The organism is Streptomyces sp. NPDC056296, from assembly GCF_042268605.1.
Lineage (GTDB): Bacteria > Actinomycetota > Actinomycetes > Streptomycetales > Streptomycetaceae > Streptomyces.
In genome coordinates this window covers 1-15,652 of the sequence record NZ_JBHJRX010000037.1, presented here as the reverse complement: position 1 = coordinate 15,652, position 15,652 = coordinate 1, and the positions used below count along the sequence as shown (strand labels likewise).

At 68.7% G+C, this 15,652-nt stretch carries 17 protein-coding genes; 12 read left to right on the top strand and 5 right to left on the bottom strand.

Annotation, left to right across the window (positions count from 1 at the left end; all coding sequences use genetic code 11):
• Positions 1–168: 168 nt before the first annotated feature.
• Entirely contained in the window at positions 169–2,520 is a 2,352-nt protein-coding gene (locus ACFCZF_RS25675; RefSeq protein WP_376673648.1) for an immune inhibitor A domain-containing protein, read from the top strand.
• 146 nt (positions 2,521–2,666) lie between these two features.
• On the top strand, positions 2,667–3,008 hold the full coding sequence (locus ACFCZF_RS25670; RefSeq protein WP_121747220.1) for a hypothetical protein: 342 nt from the start codon (positions 2,667–2,669) through the stop codon (positions 3,006–3,008).
• A gap of 157 nt (positions 3,009–3,165) precedes the next feature.
• Here the strand turns inward: ACFCZF_RS25670 and ACFCZF_RS25665 are convergent, their stop codons facing one another.
• Together ACFCZF_RS25665 and ACFCZF_RS25660 are read right to left on the bottom strand one after the other, a co-directional pair.
• Positions 3,166–3,753 (bottom strand): nicotinamidase, encoded by a 588-nt coding sequence (locus ACFCZF_RS25665; RefSeq protein WP_376673647.1) that lies wholly within the window; start codon positions 3,751–3,753, stop codon positions 3,166–3,168.
• A 49-nt stretch (positions 3,754–3,802) separates the two neighbouring features.
• Positions 3,803–5,149, bottom strand: coding sequence for a nicotinate phosphoribosyltransferase (locus tag ACFCZF_RS25660; protein ID WP_376673646.1), 1,347 nt, complete (start codon positions 5,147–5,149; stop codon positions 3,803–3,805).
• 98 nt (positions 5,150–5,247) lie between these two features.
• Between ACFCZF_RS25660 and clpS the strand changes: the two genes are divergently transcribed.
• The 7 genes from clpS to ACFCZF_RS25625 all read left to right on the top strand — a co-directional run bounded on the left by clpS (position 5,248) and on the right by ACFCZF_RS25625 (position 10,072).
• Positions 5,248–5,565 (top strand): ATP-dependent Clp protease adapter ClpS, encoded by a 318-nt coding sequence (gene clpS / locus ACFCZF_RS25655; RefSeq protein WP_375914641.1) that lies wholly within the window; start codon positions 5,248–5,250, stop codon positions 5,563–5,565.
• 41 nt (positions 5,566–5,606) lie between these two features.
• A complete protein-coding gene (locus ACFCZF_RS25650) occupies positions 5,607–6,215 on the top strand; it encodes a DUF2017 domain-containing protein (RefSeq protein ID WP_376673645.1) in 609 nt (202 codons plus the stop codon).
• 351 nt (positions 6,216–6,566) lie between these two features.
• Positions 6,567–7,994, top strand: a complete 1,428-nt coding sequence (locus ACFCZF_RS25645) for an amino acid permease (RefSeq protein ID WP_376673644.1) — start codon at positions 6,567–6,569, stop codon at positions 7,992–7,994.
• Between the two features lie 144 nt (positions 7,995–8,138).
• A complete protein-coding gene (locus tag ACFCZF_RS25640) occupies positions 8,139–8,561 on the top strand; it encodes a Mov34/MPN/PAD-1 family protein (RefSeq protein WP_376673643.1) in 423 nt (140 codons plus the stop codon).
• Between the two features lie 79 nt (positions 8,562–8,640).
• Positions 8,641–8,736 (top strand): putative leader peptide, encoded by a 96-nt coding sequence (locus ACFCZF_RS25635; RefSeq protein WP_310873142.1) that lies wholly within the window; start codon positions 8,641–8,643, stop codon positions 8,734–8,736.
• Between the two features lie 100 nt (positions 8,737–8,836).
• Complete coding sequence (locus tag ACFCZF_RS25630) at positions 8,837–9,115, top strand: MoaD/ThiS family protein (protein WP_375914649.1); 279 nt, start codon at positions 8,837–8,839, stop codon at positions 9,113–9,115.
• A 6-nt stretch (positions 9,116–9,121) separates the two neighbouring features.
• A complete protein-coding gene (locus ACFCZF_RS25625) occupies positions 9,122–10,072 on the top strand; it encodes a PLP-dependent cysteine synthase family protein (protein ID WP_376673642.1) in 951 nt (316 codons plus the stop codon).
• Between the two features lie 4 nt (positions 10,073–10,076).
• On the opposite strand, the gene ACFCZF_RS25620 is transcribed toward ACFCZF_RS25625, so the two are convergent.
• Positions 10,077–10,541, bottom strand: a complete 465-nt coding sequence (locus ACFCZF_RS25620) for a type II toxin-antitoxin system PemK/MazF family toxin (protein WP_376673641.1) — start codon at positions 10,539–10,541, stop codon at positions 10,077–10,079.
• A gap of 204 nt (positions 10,542–10,745) precedes the next feature.
• On the opposite strand from ACFCZF_RS25620, the gene ACFCZF_RS25615 reads away from it, so the two are divergent.
• Positions 10,746–11,498 carry an MBL fold metallo-hydrolase gene (locus ACFCZF_RS25615; protein WP_376673640.1) on the top strand — a complete coding sequence of 251 codons (753 nt, stop codon included), beginning with the start codon at positions 10,746–10,748 and terminating at the stop codon, positions 11,496–11,498.
• 81 nt (positions 11,499–11,579) lie between these two features.
• Here ACFCZF_RS25615 and ACFCZF_RS25610 read toward each other — a convergent pair whose 3' ends face one another.
• Both ACFCZF_RS25610 and ACFCZF_RS25605 read right to left on the bottom strand, forming a co-directional pair.
• Positions 11,580–12,830 carry a PTS transporter subunit EIIC gene (locus tag ACFCZF_RS25610; RefSeq protein WP_375914660.1) on the bottom strand — a complete coding sequence of 417 codons (1,251 nt, stop codon included), beginning with the start codon at positions 12,828–12,830 and terminating at the stop codon, positions 11,580–11,582.
• Between the two features lie 226 nt (positions 12,831–13,056).
• Positions 13,057–14,352: a PTS transporter subunit EIIC gene (locus ACFCZF_RS25605; protein ID WP_376673688.1), complete on the bottom strand. Its 1,296-nt coding sequence runs from the start codon at positions 14,350–14,352 to the stop codon at positions 13,057–13,059.
• Positions 14,353–14,510: 158 nt separating this feature from the next.
• Between ACFCZF_RS25605 and ACFCZF_RS25600 the strand changes: the two genes are divergently transcribed.
• Positions 14,511–14,744 (top strand): glucose PTS transporter subunit EIIB, encoded by a 234-nt coding sequence (locus ACFCZF_RS25600; RefSeq protein ID WP_003975905.1) that lies wholly within the window; start codon positions 14,511–14,513, stop codon positions 14,742–14,744.
• 74 nt (positions 14,745–14,818) lie between these two features.
• Complete coding sequence (rph, locus tag ACFCZF_RS25595; RefSeq protein WP_375914663.1) at positions 14,819–15,556, top strand: ribonuclease PH; 738 nt, start codon at positions 14,819–14,821, stop codon at positions 15,554–15,556.
• Positions 15,557–15,652 lie beyond the last annotated feature (96 nt).

Below are 15,652 nucleotides of genomic sequence, written 5' to 3'. Positions count from 1 at the left end.
CCTCGGCTCCGCATAGTGCACTTGTTCTGCTCAAGTCAAGGTCTGTCTTTTCCGGTGAACCTCTAGTCAAATGTCGTCACTTGACTACACGCGTTGAACACGTGTGCGCGGACTTTGCCATGTCCTTGTCCCCCCATCCGCGCGCGTGGACGCGGGGGAGGAACTCAAGTGACCAGCAGATCCTGGAAGTTCAGAACGGCGGCGACCACCGTCGCACTAGCCGCCGCCACCGCCACGCTCTCCGCGGCCGGCGTGGCGCAGGCGGACTCGCCGGCCCGGCCGGAAGCCGTGGACCGGCACGACCCGCACCCCGAGAAGGGCATGGACTCCCATGACCTCAAGGGCCCCATGAGCGACACTCAGGAGGCCCAGCGGGAGGAAGCCCTCAACCAGGTCATATCCGGCAAGGCCTCGGTGAAGAAGAAGGACGGCTCCAACGTCGTTCAGCTCAAGAGCAAGAAGGGCGACGCCAAGTACGTCGAGCTGGGCCGGGAGAAGACCGACAAGATCTTCACCATCCTGGTCGAGTTCGGGGACAAGATCGACAGCCGTTACGGCGGCGACGCGGGCCCGCTGCACAACCAGATAGCCAAGCCCAACCGGAAGACCGACAACTCCACGGCCTGGAAGGAGGACTACGACCAGCAGCACTTCGAGGACCTGTACTTCGGTTCCGGCAAGGGCGTCAACTCGGTCAAGACGTACTACGAGAAGCAGTCCTCCGGCCGCTACTCGGTCGAGGGCGAGGTCTCCGACTGGGTCAAGGTCGACTACAACGAGGCCCGGTACGGCAACAACGCCTGCGGCGACACCAACTGCCCGAGCGTGTGGAACGTCGTCAGCGACGGCCTGAACGCCTGGGTCGAGCAGCAGAAGGCGGCCGGCCGCACCGACGCCCAGATCAAGGCCGACGCCGCCCGCTTCGACGAGTGGGACCGCTACGACTTCGACGGCGACGGCGACTTCAACGAGCCCGACGGCTACATCGACCACTTCCAGATCGTGCACGCGGGCGAGGACGAGTCCGCGGGCGGCGGCGCCCAGGGCACCGACGCGATCTGGGCCCACCGCTGGTACGCCTTCGGCACCGACGCCGGCGCCACCGGCCCCGAGCAGAACAAGCTCGGCGGCTCGCAGATCGGCTCCACCGGTGTCTGGGTCGGCGACTACACCATCCAGCCGGAGAACGGCGGCCTCGGCGTCTACGCCCACGAGTACGGCCACGACCTCGGTCTGCCGGACCACTACGACACCGCGGGCGGCGACAACTCCACCGGCTTCTGGACGCTGATGTCGTCCGGCTCCTGGCTCGGCACCGGTCGAGGCGAGATCGGCGACCTGCCCGGCGACATGACCGCCTGGGACAAGCTCCAGCTCGGCTGGCTGAACTACGACACCGCCAAGGCCGGGGTCAACTCCTGGCACAAGCTGGGCCTGGCGGAGTACAACACCAAGCACAAGCAGGGCCTCGTCGTCGAGCTGCCGAAGAAGGCGGTCACCACCGAGATCACCACCCCGGCCGAGGGCAAGACCCAGTGGTGGAGCGGCAGCGGTGACAACCTCAAGAACACGCTGAGCCGTTCGGTCGACCTCACCGGCAGGTCGAAGGCCGAGCTGACCTTCGACGGCTGGTACGACATCGAGGCCAACTACGACTACCTCTACACCGAGGTCTCCACCGACGGCGGCGCCAACTGGACCGCGGTCGACGGCACGGTGGACGGTCAGCCGATCCCGCGCGACGCCGCCGACAAGCCGGCCCTGCACGGCACGCTCGACGCGTACACGAAGTTCGCGTACAACCTCGACGCCTACGCCGGCAAGAAGATCGACCTCCGCTTCCGCTACCAGACCGACGGCGGCGTGGCCCAGAAGGGCTTCACGGCCGACGCCATCAAGGTCACCGCGGACGGCGAGGCGCTCTTCACCGACAACGCCGAGACCGCGGACGCCGCTTGGACGGCCACCGGCTTCTCCCGCGTCGGCGCCTCCTTCACCAAGGACTACGCGCAGTACTACATCGCCGAGAACCGGCAGTACGTGTCGTACGACAAGACGCTGAAGACCGGCCCGTACAACTTCGGCTTCACGGAGCGCCCGAACTGGGTGGAGCACTACGCGTACCAGAACGGCCTGCTGATCTGGAAGTGGGACACCTCCCAGGCGGACAACAACACCAGCCAGCACCCCGGCACCGGTCTCGTCCTGCCCGTCGACTCGCACCCGACCGCGATGAAGTGGAAGGACGGCACCCTGCTGCGCAACCGCGTCCAGTCGTACGACTCGCCGTTCAGCCGCTACCGCACGGACGCCGTCACGCTGCACAAGGCGGACGTGGCGAAGTACTTCCCGGGCTCGAAGGGCGTCTCGGTCTTCAACGACCGCAAGAACGACTACTACGACGAGTCGAACCCGACCGGCGGCGTCAAGATCACTGACACCAACACGAAGATCAAGATTCTCAAGGAGGCCAGGAACGGCTCGACGATCGAGCTGGAGGTCGGCTCCGCGGGCAGGTAAATAGCATCTGCCCAGGTCAGAGCATGATCGGCGGTGACCCCCTGGCGGGTCGCCGCCGATCCGTGTTTAGGTGCGTCCTGTGGTTCTCTTATTGACACCTGGTCCGACACCCGGACCTATGCCGGCTGACACGGGGGTATGAGCGCATGGCCGCAGGAGGCTTCTGCAAGCTGCCGAACGGCACGGTGGTCGTGGCACTGAACCTGCCCAGCCCCGCCGCTCCGGAGGGCAGCGTGCGCTTCCTCGTCCACGCCCAGAACCGGGCGCGCGCCCTGACCAGGCTGCGCAACCTGGGACTGCGCGCGGTCTACCTGCGGGGCAACGCCGCCCCGCCGACCCCGGACGAGATCACGGCGGTCCTGCACCACCCGGACGGCCTCATATGGCGCACGGCACCGGTGGCCGGCGCCGTGGGCGGCCCGGACCTCGTCCAGGAGCTGTGGCACCCGATCCGGGCGCTGCTCAGACGCCCGACGGCACAGACGTGACCGGCTCCCGGGGCTACTGGACGACCGGTTCCCGGAGCTACTGGACGACCGGTTCCCGGGCCTACTGGACGACCGGCTCCCGGAGCTACTGGACGACCGACTCCCGGGCCTACTGGACGACCGGCTCCCGGAGCTACTGGACGACCGACTCCCGGAGCTACTGCACGACCGGCTTCCCGGACAGCTCCACGCCCGCCTCCCGCAGCTCCTCCAGTGCCCGCTCGGTGGTCTCCGCGGCCACCCCGGCGGTCAGGTCGAGCAGCACCTGCGTACGGAAGCCCTCGCGGGCGGCGTCCAGGGCGGTGGCCCGCACGCAGTGGTCGGTGGCGATGCCCACGACGTCGACCTCGTCGATCTCCCGGGCCCGCAGCCAGTCGGCGAGGGCCGTGCCGTTCTCGTCGGCGCCCTCGAAGCCGCTGTAGGCCGCCGAGTAGGCCCCCTTGTCGAAGACGGCGTCTATCGCGCCGGACGCGACGGCGGGGGCGAAGTTCGGGTGGAAGCCGACGCCCTCCGTGCCGGCGACGCAGTGCGCGGGCCAGGAGTGGACGTAGTCGGGGTTGTCGGCGAAGTGGCCGCCCGGCGCGACGTGGTGGTCGCGGGTGGCCACGACGTGGCGGTAGCCGGCGGGCGCCTGCCCGATCAGCTCGGTGATGGCGGCGGCCACGTCGGCACCGCCGGACACCGCGAGGCTGCCCCCCTCGCAGAAGTCGTTCTGCACGTCTACGACGATCAAGGCGCGGCGCATGGTCGGTGTCCTTCGACTGGGTCCGATGTGAGGTTGAGGGGCACCAGCTTTAGCTACCCGAGCCCCCGTGCACGTACTCCGTCGGAATGACGGGTTCCCCTCGGGAGAGCTGCGTGGCGGACAGCGGGAGGTTGGCGCGGGCGGCCGCGTGGCGGTCCCGGGCGGCGTCCAGCGGCTCGCGGGCGACGACCGCACCGCCCTTGACCAGCTCGACCAGGAGCTGCCGGTCGGTGAGGTCCTCGGGCACCGGCCCGGTGCCGACCACCTCGGCCTCGGCGTAGCCGTAGCCGTCCAGCCGCCGGGCGGCCCACTTGCGTCCGCCGATCGACGTCTTGCCGCCACTGGACTTCTTCGCCACCGGCACCAGCGGCGCCCCGTCCGCACCGGACTGCGCGCGGGCGACCAGCTTGTAGACCATCGAGGCCGTCGGGTGCCCGGACCCGGTCACCAGCTGCGTTCCGACGCCGTACGCGTCCACGGGCGCCGCCGCCAGCGAGGCGATGGCGTACTCGTCCAGGTCCGAGGTCACGACGATCTTCGTCTCCGTGGCGCCCAGCTCGTCCAGCTGCTGCCGCACCCGGTGGGCGACCAGCAGCAGGTCGCCGGAGTCGATGCGCACGGCGCCCAGCTCAGGACCGGCGATCTCCACGGCCGTACGGACGGCCTCGGCGACGTCGTAGGTGTCCACGAGGAGCGTGGTGTCCCGGCCGAGCGCGTCCACCTGGGCCCGGAAGGCGTCCCGCTCGTTGTCGTGCAGCAGGGTGAAGGCGTGGGCCGAGGTGCCGACGGTGGGGATGTTGTAGCGGAAGCCCGCGGCCAGATCGGAGGTGGTCGCGAAGCCGCCGACGTAGGCGGAGCGGGCGGCGGCGACGGCGGCCAGCTCGTGGGTGCGGCGGGCGCCCATCTCGATCAGCGGACGGTCCCCGGCGGCGGAGGCCATCCGGGAGGCGGCGGCGGCGATCGCCGAGTCGTGGTTGAGGATGGAGAGGATCACCGTCTCCAGCAGCACGCACTCGCCGAAGGACCCCTCGACCCGCATGATCGGCGAGCCCGGGAAGTACACCTCGCCCTCGGGGTAGCCCCAGATGTCGCCGCCGAAGCGGTACTCGGCGAGCCAGTCGAGGGTCTCCTCGTCGACGATGTCCTTCTCGCGCAGGAAGCGCAGGACGTCCGCGTCGAAGCGGAAGTTCTCCACCGCGTCCAGCACCCGCCCGGTGCCCGCCACGACGCCGTAGCGGCGCCCGTTGGGCAGTCGGCGCGTGAAGACCTCGAACACGCTCCGCCGCCCGGCCGTGCCCGCCTTCAGGGCGGCTCGGAGCATGGTCAGCTCGTACTGGTCCGTGAAGAGCGCCGTCGAGGGAACGTCCACCGGCAGCCCAAGGTCCGCTGTGTTCATGACGAGGATGCTACCCCCATTTCGTCAGTCTGACGATTTGTGGTTCCGTGGCATGGCCCACAGGCCCGTTTGTGCGAGTGCCCCCCTGTGGTGGCAGCATGGGCCATGTGACGGCAGCCGCACCCATGGAGATCGAGAAGACCGAATCGGCGGAGGAGGTCTTCGCCGTACCCGAGCCCGACGTGCCCTGGCTGACGATCGTCCACAACGACCCCGTCAACCTCATGAGCTACGTGACGTACGTCTTCCAGTCGTACTTCGGCTACTCGAAGGAGAAGGCCACCAAGCTCATGAAGGACGTCCACCACAAGGGCCGGGCGGTCGTCTCCAGCGGCTCGCGCGAGGAGATGGAACGGGATGTCCAGGCCATGCACGGCTACGGTCTGTGGGCCACCCTCCAGCAGGACCGGAAATGACCCACGCCCGCCCGCAGGACGGAAGTAGCTGAATCGCCTTCATGCCCGGACAATTCGAACCACTCCCCGGCGGCGGTGCGGCCGTCGCCCTCGACGACGTCGAGATCTCCATCATCCGGTCCCTGGCCGTGCAGCTCCTGGAGCTGATCGGTCCCGGCCCCGCCGAGGACGCCTCCGACGACCCGCTCGCCGAGCTCTTCGCCGACGGCCCGAGCGAACCGCCCTCGGACCCGGTGCTGCGGCGCCTCTTCCCGGACGCCTACGGCGACCCCGAGGGCACACCGCAGGCCAAGGAGGCCGAGGAGCAGCGGGCGCACTCCGCCGAGTTCCGCCGCTACACCGAGAACGACCTGCGCGCCGGCAAGCGCGACAACGCGCTCGCGGTGATCCGCACCCTGGACACGCTCACCTCCGCGGCCGCGGGCGAGGACGGGGCGGTGCTGAAGCTGTCGGTGGAGGAGTCCCGGCAGTGGCTGAGCGCCCTGAACGACCTGCGCCTGGCGATCGGTTCCCGGCTGGAGATCGCCGACGAGGACGACACCGACCTGCTCTACCGGCTCCCGGACGAGGACCCGCGCAAGCCGATGGTGATGGCGTACCTGTGGCTCGGCGGGCTCCAGGAGTCGCTCGTCGCGACCCTTATGCCCTGAACGAGGCGGTACGACCACCCTTCGTGTCCGCTCAGCGGAGCCTCAAATCCGGGTAATGATCCCGTCAAGGAGTTACCCCCCTTCGCCCATCTCGGGCGCCTTCTGTCCGGGTATGTCTGTGCCGTGCGTCACATGACCGCCCTGTGATCCACCTCGCCGTCGTGGTAAATCTTCACGACCGCCCGCCGAACACCACCCGAATGTTCGGCCGGGTGCGCCACCGAGCCGGCGGACCGCCGGCCAGGCACCGAGCGGGATGTGAGGCCTGCTCACTCCATCATCCGGGGGGATCGAGACCCGATCCGAGGCCGACGCAAGGCCCGGGTCGGCATGGAGAAAGGCGCATCACACATGACCTCTGCGCAGGTCGACACGGACAAGGCCCCCGAAGAGGGCTACGAGCGCGGGCTCAACAGCCGCCAGGTCCAGATGATCGCGATCGGCGGCGCCATCGGCGTCGGGCTCTTCCTGGGCGCCGGGGCCAACATCGCCAAGGCCGGCCCCAGCATCATCCTCATGTACGCCCTCGCGGGCGTGATCATCTTCTTCATCATGCGGGCGCTCGGCGAACTCCTGCTCTACCGACCGGTCTCCGGCTCCTTCGCCGAGTACTCGCGCGAGTTCCTCGGCCCCTTCTTCGGCTACTTCACCGGCTGGACGTACTGGCTGATGTGGGTGGTCACCGGCATGGCGGAACTCACCGCCGCCGCCATCTACATCCACTACTGGTTCCCGGACATCCCGCAATGGGTCTCCGCCCTGGTCTTCCTGGTCCTGCTGTTCGTGGCCAACCTGATCTCGGTGAAGCTGTTCGGCGAGATCGAGTTCTGGTTCTCGATGGTCAAGGTCACCGCCATCATCGGCATGATCGTGATCGGCATCGGCGTCCTCACCCTCGGCTTCAGCCAGGCCGGCGACACCGCCGCCGTCTCCAACCTGTGGGCCTTCGACGGCTTCTTCCCCAAGGGCATCGGCTCGTCCCTGATGACCCTCCAGGGCGTCATGTTCGCCTACCTCGCCGTCGAACTGGTCGGCGTCACCGCCGGCGAGTCGGAGAACCCCGAGAAGACCCTCCCCAAGGCGATCAACACCCTGCCCTGGCGCATCGCCCTCTTCTATGTCGGCGCCCTCACCGTCATCCTGGCCGTGGTGAAGTGGACGGAGTTCGCCGAGGGCGTCAGCCCCTTCGTGGAGGCCTTCACGGTCATCGGCATCCCGGCCGGCGCCGGCATCGTCAACTTCGTCGTGCTCACCGCCGCCCTGTCGTCCTGTAACTCCGGCATGTACTCCACGGGCCGCATGCTGCGCACCCTCGCGGACAACGGCGAGGCGCCCAGGGTCTTCAACCGGCTGTCGTCGACCAAGACCCCGGCCATCGGCATCGGCATCTCGGTGATCTTCATGGGCATCGGCGTGGTCCTGAACTACGTCGTCCCGGAGAAGGCCTTCGGCTACGTCACCTCCATCGCCACCGCCGCCGGCATCTGGACGTGGCTGATGATCCTGATCAGCCACGTCCGCTACCGCCGCAAGGTCGTCGCGGGCCGCCTGCCCGCCTCCTCCTTCCCGGCGCCGGGCGGCTCGGTGTGCTCCTACATCGCCATCGCCTTCCTGCTCTTCGTCACCTGCCTGATCGCCTACGACGCCGACGCCCGCGTCTGTCTGTACGTGATGGCCGGCTGGGCCGCCGCGCTCGGCATCGGCTGGGCCGTGCTCAAGAGCCGCAACCCGGACATCACCGAGCGGCGCGGCGAGCCGGAGCTGGAGAAGATCGTCTGACCTGCGCGTTCTCGCGCATTCGGGACGTCCGGTCACCGGGGATGCTCGTGGCATCCTCACCGGCCACCGCTCAGGGCGTCCAGCATGTGGGCCGCCTCGTACCACCCACCGGTACGGGGTGGCCCCCTGCTTATGCTGGGCCGCATGCTGACCATCACCCAGGCCCTGTACGACCAGATCGTCGCCCACGCGCGCGAGGACCACCCCGACGAGGCGTGCGGCGTGGTGGCCGGCCCCGTGGGCGAGGGCCGCCCCGAGCGGTTCATCCCGATGCTGAACGCCGCCCGCTCGCCGACCTTCTACGAGTTCGACTCGCAGGACCTGCTCAAGCTCTACCGGGAGATGGACGACCGCGACGAGGAGCCGGCGGTCATCTACCACTCCCACACGGCCACCGAGGCGTACCCCTCCCGCACCGACCTCACCTACGCCAACGAGCCCGGCGCCCACTACGTCCTGGTCTCCACGGCGGACACCGACGGCGCCGGCGACTTCCAGTTCCGGTCGTTCCGGATCGTGGAGGGAGAGGTGACCGAGGAGGAGGTCAAGGTCGTGGAGGCGTACTGATACCACAGGGCGGACGGGAAACGTCCAGCAGGTGAGATCACACTCCGAATGCCGGACCGGGAATCGATACGATGACCCCATGGTTCTTCTCGACGTGAGCGAAAAGGCGCCGGGCACGCTGCTCGTGGCGCGCCTGCACGTCGACCTGTGCAGGCTGAACAGCGCCATCTGTTGATCCTCCGCTGCCGCCGTACGGCCGTGTGCCGCGGCGGGCTGCCGCGTGCCGCCGCGCGCCCCACCGAACCCACGACACCTTCCGACAGGAGCCCTCAGCCATGGCCATCGAGGTCCGCATCCCGACCATCCTCCGCCAGTACACCGACGGCCAGAAGGCGGTGGAGGGCACCGGGGACACCCTCGCCGAGCTCTTCACCGACCTCGAGACCCGGCACACGGGCATCCAGGCCCGCATTGTGGACGGCGACCAGCTGCGCCGCTTCGTCAACGTCTACCTGAACGACGAGGACGTCCGCTTCCTGGACGGCATCGACACCAAGCTCACCGACGGCGACAGCATCACGATCCTGCCGGCCGTCGCCGGCGGTATGGCCTGATCGGCGATGCGCTACGACTCCCCGCTGGCCGCGGTGGGCAACACCCCCCTGGTGCGCCTGCCGCGGCTCTCGCCGTCCGACGACGTCCGCGTCTGGGCCAAGCTGGAGGACCGCAACCCGACCGGCTCGATCAAGGACCGCCCCGCGCTCCACATGGTCGAGCAGGCGGAGAAGGACGGCCGCCTCACCCCGGGCTGCACCATCCTGGAGCCCACCTCCGGCAACACCGGCATCTCGCTCGCCATGGCCGCCAAGCTCAAGGGCTACCGCATCGTCTGCGTGATGCCCGAGAACACCTCCCAGGAGCGCCGGGACCTGCTCGCGATGTGGGGCGCGGAGATCATCTCCTCCCCGGCCGCGGGCGGCTCCAACACCGCCGTACGGGTCGCCAAGGAGCTCTCCGCCGAGCACCCGGACTGGGTGATGCTCTACCAGTACGGCAACCCGGACAACGCCGGCGCCCACTACGCCGGCACCGGCCCGGAGATCCTCGCCGACCTGCCCTCCATCACCCACTTCGTGGCCGGCCTCGGCACCACGGGCACTCTCATGGGCGTCGGCCGCTTCCTGCGCGAGAACAAGCCCGACGTGAAGATCGTCGCCGCCGAACCGCGCTACGACGACCTGGTATACGGCCTGCGCAACCTCGACGAGGGCTTCGTACCCGAGCTGTACGACGCCTCCGTGCTCACCACCCGCTTCTCGGTGGGCTCCGCCGACGCGGTCACCCGCACCCGTGAGCTCCTCCAGCAGGAGGGCATCTTCGCGGGCGTCTCCACCGGCGCCGCCCTGCACGCCGCGATCGGTGTCGGGAAGAAGGCGGTGAAGGTCGGCGAGAGCGCGGACATCGTCTTCGTCGTCGCCGACGGCGGCTGGAAGTACCTCTCCACCGGCGTCTACACGGCGGCCACCACCGAGGAGGCCATCGACACCCTCCAGGGCCAGCTCTGGGCCTGACCGCTCACTCGGCGAGGTGACGGACCTGGTCCCACAGGACCGGGTCCACCACACCCACCCGCCGCCGGAAGTCCCGCACGGGCACCTCCCGCAACTCGTCGGTCTCCAGGAAACTCGTCCGCCCCCGCGCGTCCCCGACCGAGCCCGGCGGCAACGTGATCACCCCGGCCCGTCCGTCCCGGTACCGGCTGGTGATCTTCGCCACCAGCACCCGCCGCCCGCGCACCGAGATCACCAGACACGGCCGGTCCTTCGCGCCGCCGGAGTCCTCGTACGGCACGTTCGCCCACCAGATCTCCGCGGGCCGCGGCCGGTCCGCCCGCCCCCTCGGCCCCGTGGGCCGACCCGGCGGACGCCGGATGCCGCCCGGCCGCGGAGGCCGCCGCCCCCGGCCCCAGCCGTCGACGACCGTGGCGACGAGCGCGAGCAGTACCACCGCCGCGAGGGCGAGCCACCAGGACGTGTTCATGCCGACGACCGTACCGGCGCGCACTGCCCCCGCGCGCCCCCTCCATGGCCCCGAGCGCCCCACTTCCAGCCGAACCGGTGACACCGCAGGTGAGTTCGCCCACAACGGCCCCTGGTGGAGGAGCGACCTCAGGTTTTGCGCCTTACGCTCGACAAACCGCACGACCCCCGTCTCTCCACACGCGCCAGCGGAGGTTTCTGCTTCATGAAGCTCACCGTCGTCGGCTGCTCGGGGTCGTTCCCGTCCGCGGAATCGGCCTGCTCGAGCTACCTCGTCGAGGCCGACGGCTTCCGGCTGCTCCTCGACATGGGCAACGGTGCCCTCGGCGAGTTGCAGCGCCACTGCGGTCTCTACGACCTCGACGCGATCTTCCTCAGCCACCTGCACGCCGACCACTGCATCGACATGTGCGCCTACTTCGTGGCGCGCTACTACCGGCACGAAGGCGGCCGCTGCGACCCCCTCCCGGTCTACGGACCCGAGGGCACCGAGCACCGGCTCACCACCGCCTATGCCGACACCCCCTCCGCCTCCTCCATGAGCGAGGTCTTCGACTTCCACACGGTCAAGCCGTCCACCTTCGAGGTCGGACCGCTCACCGTGCACACCGAACGCGTCGCCCACCCCGTGGAGGCCTACGCCATCCGCGTCGAGCACGGCGGCAGGTCGCTGACCTACTCCGGCGACACGGGCGTCACCGCCACACTGGACGAACTCGCCCGCGACACCGACCTGTTCCTGTGCGAGGCCGCCTTCACGCACGGCAAGGAGAACATCCCCGACCTGCACCTCAACGGCCGCGAGGCGGGCGAGAGCGCCACCCGCGCCGGCGCCCGCCGCCTGGTCCTCACCCACATCCCCCCGTGGACCGACCCCCGGGTCAACCTCGCCGACGCGCGCGAGGTCTACGACGGACCGGTGGAGGTCGCCGCGGCGGGCGCGGTGTACGAGGTCTAGCCCCCCCGCACAGACACATGACGAGTGCCCCGGAACCTTCCCGGTTCCGGGGCACTCGTCATGCCTGCCTGCGGCGGGGACTCACGCCTTCGTGAGGTCCTCGACCTCCTCCTCGGGCTCGCGGCCCGGGGTCTTCAGGTTGAACTTGATGATCGCGAAGCGGAACGTCACGTAGTAGATCGCCGCGAACACCAGACCGATCGGAATGATCAGCCATGGCTTGGTGGCGAGATGCCAGTTCAGGGCGTAGTCGATGGCACCGGCCGAGAAGTTGAAGCCGGCGTGCACACCCAGGCCCCAGGTGATCGCCATCGAGGCGGCGGTGAGCAACGCGTGCAGCACGTACAGGACCGGCGCGATGAACATGAACGAGAACTCGATCGGCTCGGTCACACCGGTGACGAACGAGGTCGCGGCCAGGGAGACCATCATGCCCATCACGGCCTTGCGGCGCTCCGGGCGGGCGCAGTGCGCGATGGCGATCGCGGCGGCCGGCAGACCGAACATCATGATCGGGAAGAAGCCCGACTGGAAGATGCCCGCGGACGGGTCACCGGCCAGGAAGCGGGTGATGTCGCCGTGCACGACCTCACCGGCGGCGTTCGTGAAGTCGCCGAGCTGGAACCAGGCCACGGTGTTGACGAACTGGTGCATGCCGACCGGGATCAGCGCGCGGTTCACGCCGCCGAACAGGGCCGCGCCACCGGCGCCGAGGCCGGTCATCCACTCACCGAAGTTGGAGATGCCGGTGCCGATGGGCTCCCAGACCAGACCGAAGAAGACACCGACCACGATGCCGACGAAGGCCATGATGATCGGCACCAGGCGACGGCCGTTGAAGAAGCCGAGCCAGTCCACCAGCCTGGTGCGGTGGAACCGCTGCCACAGTACGGCGGAGAGCAGACCCATGATGATGCCGCCGAGGACACCCGGGTCGTTGTACGTCGCGGCGACGTCCTCGCCCTGCTTGACCACCGCCTCGGTGACCGGGAAGGCCTCCAGGACCTTGCTGTACACGAGGAAGCCGACCACCGCGGCCAGAGCGGTCGAGCCGTCCGCCTTCTTGGCGAAGCCGATGGCCACGCCTATGCAGAACAGGATCGGCAGCGAGCCGGTCAGAGCGCCGCCCGCGTTGTTGAAGACGGCGGCGACGCGGTCCCAGCCCAGGCCGTCCTTGCCGAAGATGTCGTCCTGGCCGAGCCGGACCATGATGCCGGCCGCCGGCAGCACGGCGATCGGAAGCTGCAGGCTGCGGCCGACCTTCTGCAAACCCTGGAAAAGACCAGATCCCCGCTTCTTTGCGGGGGCCGCCTTGTCGGTGGCGGTGCTCATACTTCCTCCATCGGGTGGTGGTCTACACCACTCAGTGGTGTAGACCTGTTGTAGCACGATGAAGGCCGCGTAAGGAACCCGTGATTCCGCGACGGAGGCACTACGCGCAGTACCCGATCAAGCTCCCAGGCCAGGGCCCCGCGAGGGCGTGCCGAAGGCCCCCGGACGGTCGGTCCGGGGGCCTTCGCGAGACCACGGTCAAAGCGTACGTGAGGGTGCGTGAGGTCTACACCTTCGTGACGTCCTCCACCTCGTCCTCCGGCTCCCGACCCGGCGTCTTCAGGTCGAACTTCGTGATCGCGAACCGGAAGACCACGTAGTACACCACCGCGAACACCAGACCGATCGGAATGATCAGCCACGGTCTGGTCGCCAGGTTCCAGTTGATGACGTAGTCGATCAGCCCCGCCGAGAAACTGAACCCGTCCTTCACGCCCAGCGCCCACGTCACCGCCATCGACACACCCGTCAGCACCGCGTGCACCGCGTACAGCACCGGAGCGATGAACAGGAACGAGTACTCCAGCGGCTCCGTGATCCCCGTCACGAACGACGTCAGCGCCACCGACAGCATCAGACCGCCGACCTCCTTGCGCCGGTGCGGCTTCGCGCAGTGGGTGATCGCCAACGCCGCCGCCGGCAGCGCGAACATCATGATCGGGAAGAAGCCCGAGGTGAACTGACCCGCATTCGGATCGCCCGCCAGGAACATGTTGATGTCGCCGTGCACCACCGTGCCGTCCGGCTTCGTGTACGAACCGAACTGGAACCACATCGGCACGTTCAGGAACTGATGCAGGCCGATCACCAGCAACGCCCGGTTCGCCAGCCCGAACACACCCGCACCCCACGCGCCCAGCCCCGTCAGCCAGTCGCTGAAGCTCTCCAGCGCGTCACCGATCGGCGGCCACACCCACAGGCACAGCGCCGCGAAGGCGATCGCCACGAACGCCATGATGATCGGCACCAGCCGGCGCCCGTTGAAGAACCCGAGCCAGTCCACCAGCTTCGTCCGATGGAACCGCTGCCAGAAATAGGCCGTCAGCAGCCCCATCACGATGCCGCCGAACACCCCCGGGTTCTGGAACGTGAACGCCGTCACCGTCCCCGACCCGTCCGTCAACTGGCACCCGATCTGCGGCACCGCCTCCGAACCCTCCGGGCAGTCCTCCGGAAACTGCCGCAGCACATTGAAGTAGACGAGGAACCCCGCCACCGCCGCCAGCGCCGTCGAACCGTCCGCCTTCTTCGCCATCCCGATGGCCACGCCCACACAGAACAGCAGCGGCAGCCCCAGCGAACCGTCCAGCAGCGCGCCACCCGCGCCGATCATCACCTTCGAGACGTTCGACCAACCAAGACCGTCGTCCCCGAAGACATCCGGCTGCCCGAGCCGATTGAGAATGCCCGCGGCGGGCAGGACCGCGATGGGCAACTGAAGACTGCGACCCATCTTCTGCAACCCCTGGAACGCCGTGTTCCAGCGGGCACGAGCAGGGCTGACCCCGCTGTCGGCACTCATCCGGTCTCCATCCGGTCGCCGGTACACTGGTGTAGACCAGTTGACAGACGGCTCCGCCGCCGTGACGCCATCATTCGACACAGGCCCCACGATGGCTCGCGAAGATGGGCCAACTGTGGGTTACTGCCACAAAGCGGCTCGGATCAGGGAGAAAGAACATGGCCAGCAAGGCTGAGAAGATCGTCGCCGGCCTCGGCGGCATCGACAACATCGACGAGATCGAGGGCTGCATCACCCGCCTCCGCACCGAGGTCAACGACCCCGCGCTGGTCAACGAAGCCGCCCTCAAGGCCGCCGGCGCCCACGGCGTCGTCAAGATGGGCACCGCCATCCAGGTCGTCATCGGCACCGACGCCGACCCGATCGCCGCCGAGATCGAAGACATGATGTAAAGACGCCGAGTGCGTCCAGGGGCCCCTCCCCCACGGGACGGGCCCCTACCCGTGCGCCCGCTAGGCTCACCCGCATGTCACGAATCGACGGCCGCACCCCCCAGCAGCTCCGCCCCGTCACCATCGAACGCGGCTGGAGCAAGCACGCCGAAGGCTCCGTCCTCGTCTCCTTCGGCGACACCAAAGTCCTCTGCAACGCCTCCGTCACCGAAGGCGTCCCCCGCTGGCGCAAGGGCAGCGGCGAAGGCTGGGTCACCGCCGAATACGCCATGCTCCCCCGCGCCACCAACACCCGCGGCGACCGCGAGTCCGTCAAGGGCCGCATCGGCGGCCGCACCCACGAGATCAGCCGCCTCATCGGCCGCTCCCTGCGCGCGGTCATCGACTACAAGGCACTGGGTGAAACCACCATCGTCCTGGACTGCGATGTCCTCCAGGCCGACGGCGGCACCCGCACGGCAGCGATCACCGGTGCCTACGTCGCACTGGCCGACGCCATTACGTGGGGCCAGGCCAACAAGCTGATCCGCCCCAGCCGCAAGCCCCTCACCGGCACCGTCTCCGCCGTCTCCGTCGGCATCGTCGACGGCACCCCCCTCCTCGACCTCCGCTACGAGGAAGACGTCCGCGCCGACACCGACATGAACGTCGTCTGCACCGGCGACGGCCGCTTCGTCGAGGTCCAGGGCACCGCCGAGGCCGAACCCTTCGACCGCGACGAACTCAACGCCCTCCTCGACCTCGCCGCCGCCGGCTGCACGGAACTCGCCGAACTCCAGCGCAAGGCCCTTGATACGGTCCTGGAAAAGTAAAGAGATTCCCAATCATGGTGTCAAGCCGGGGTGGTGACGCCTTGTGACCAGGTCATGCCGCTGCGGCAACAGCGGGTTGAGGCGTGACGGCTTCGA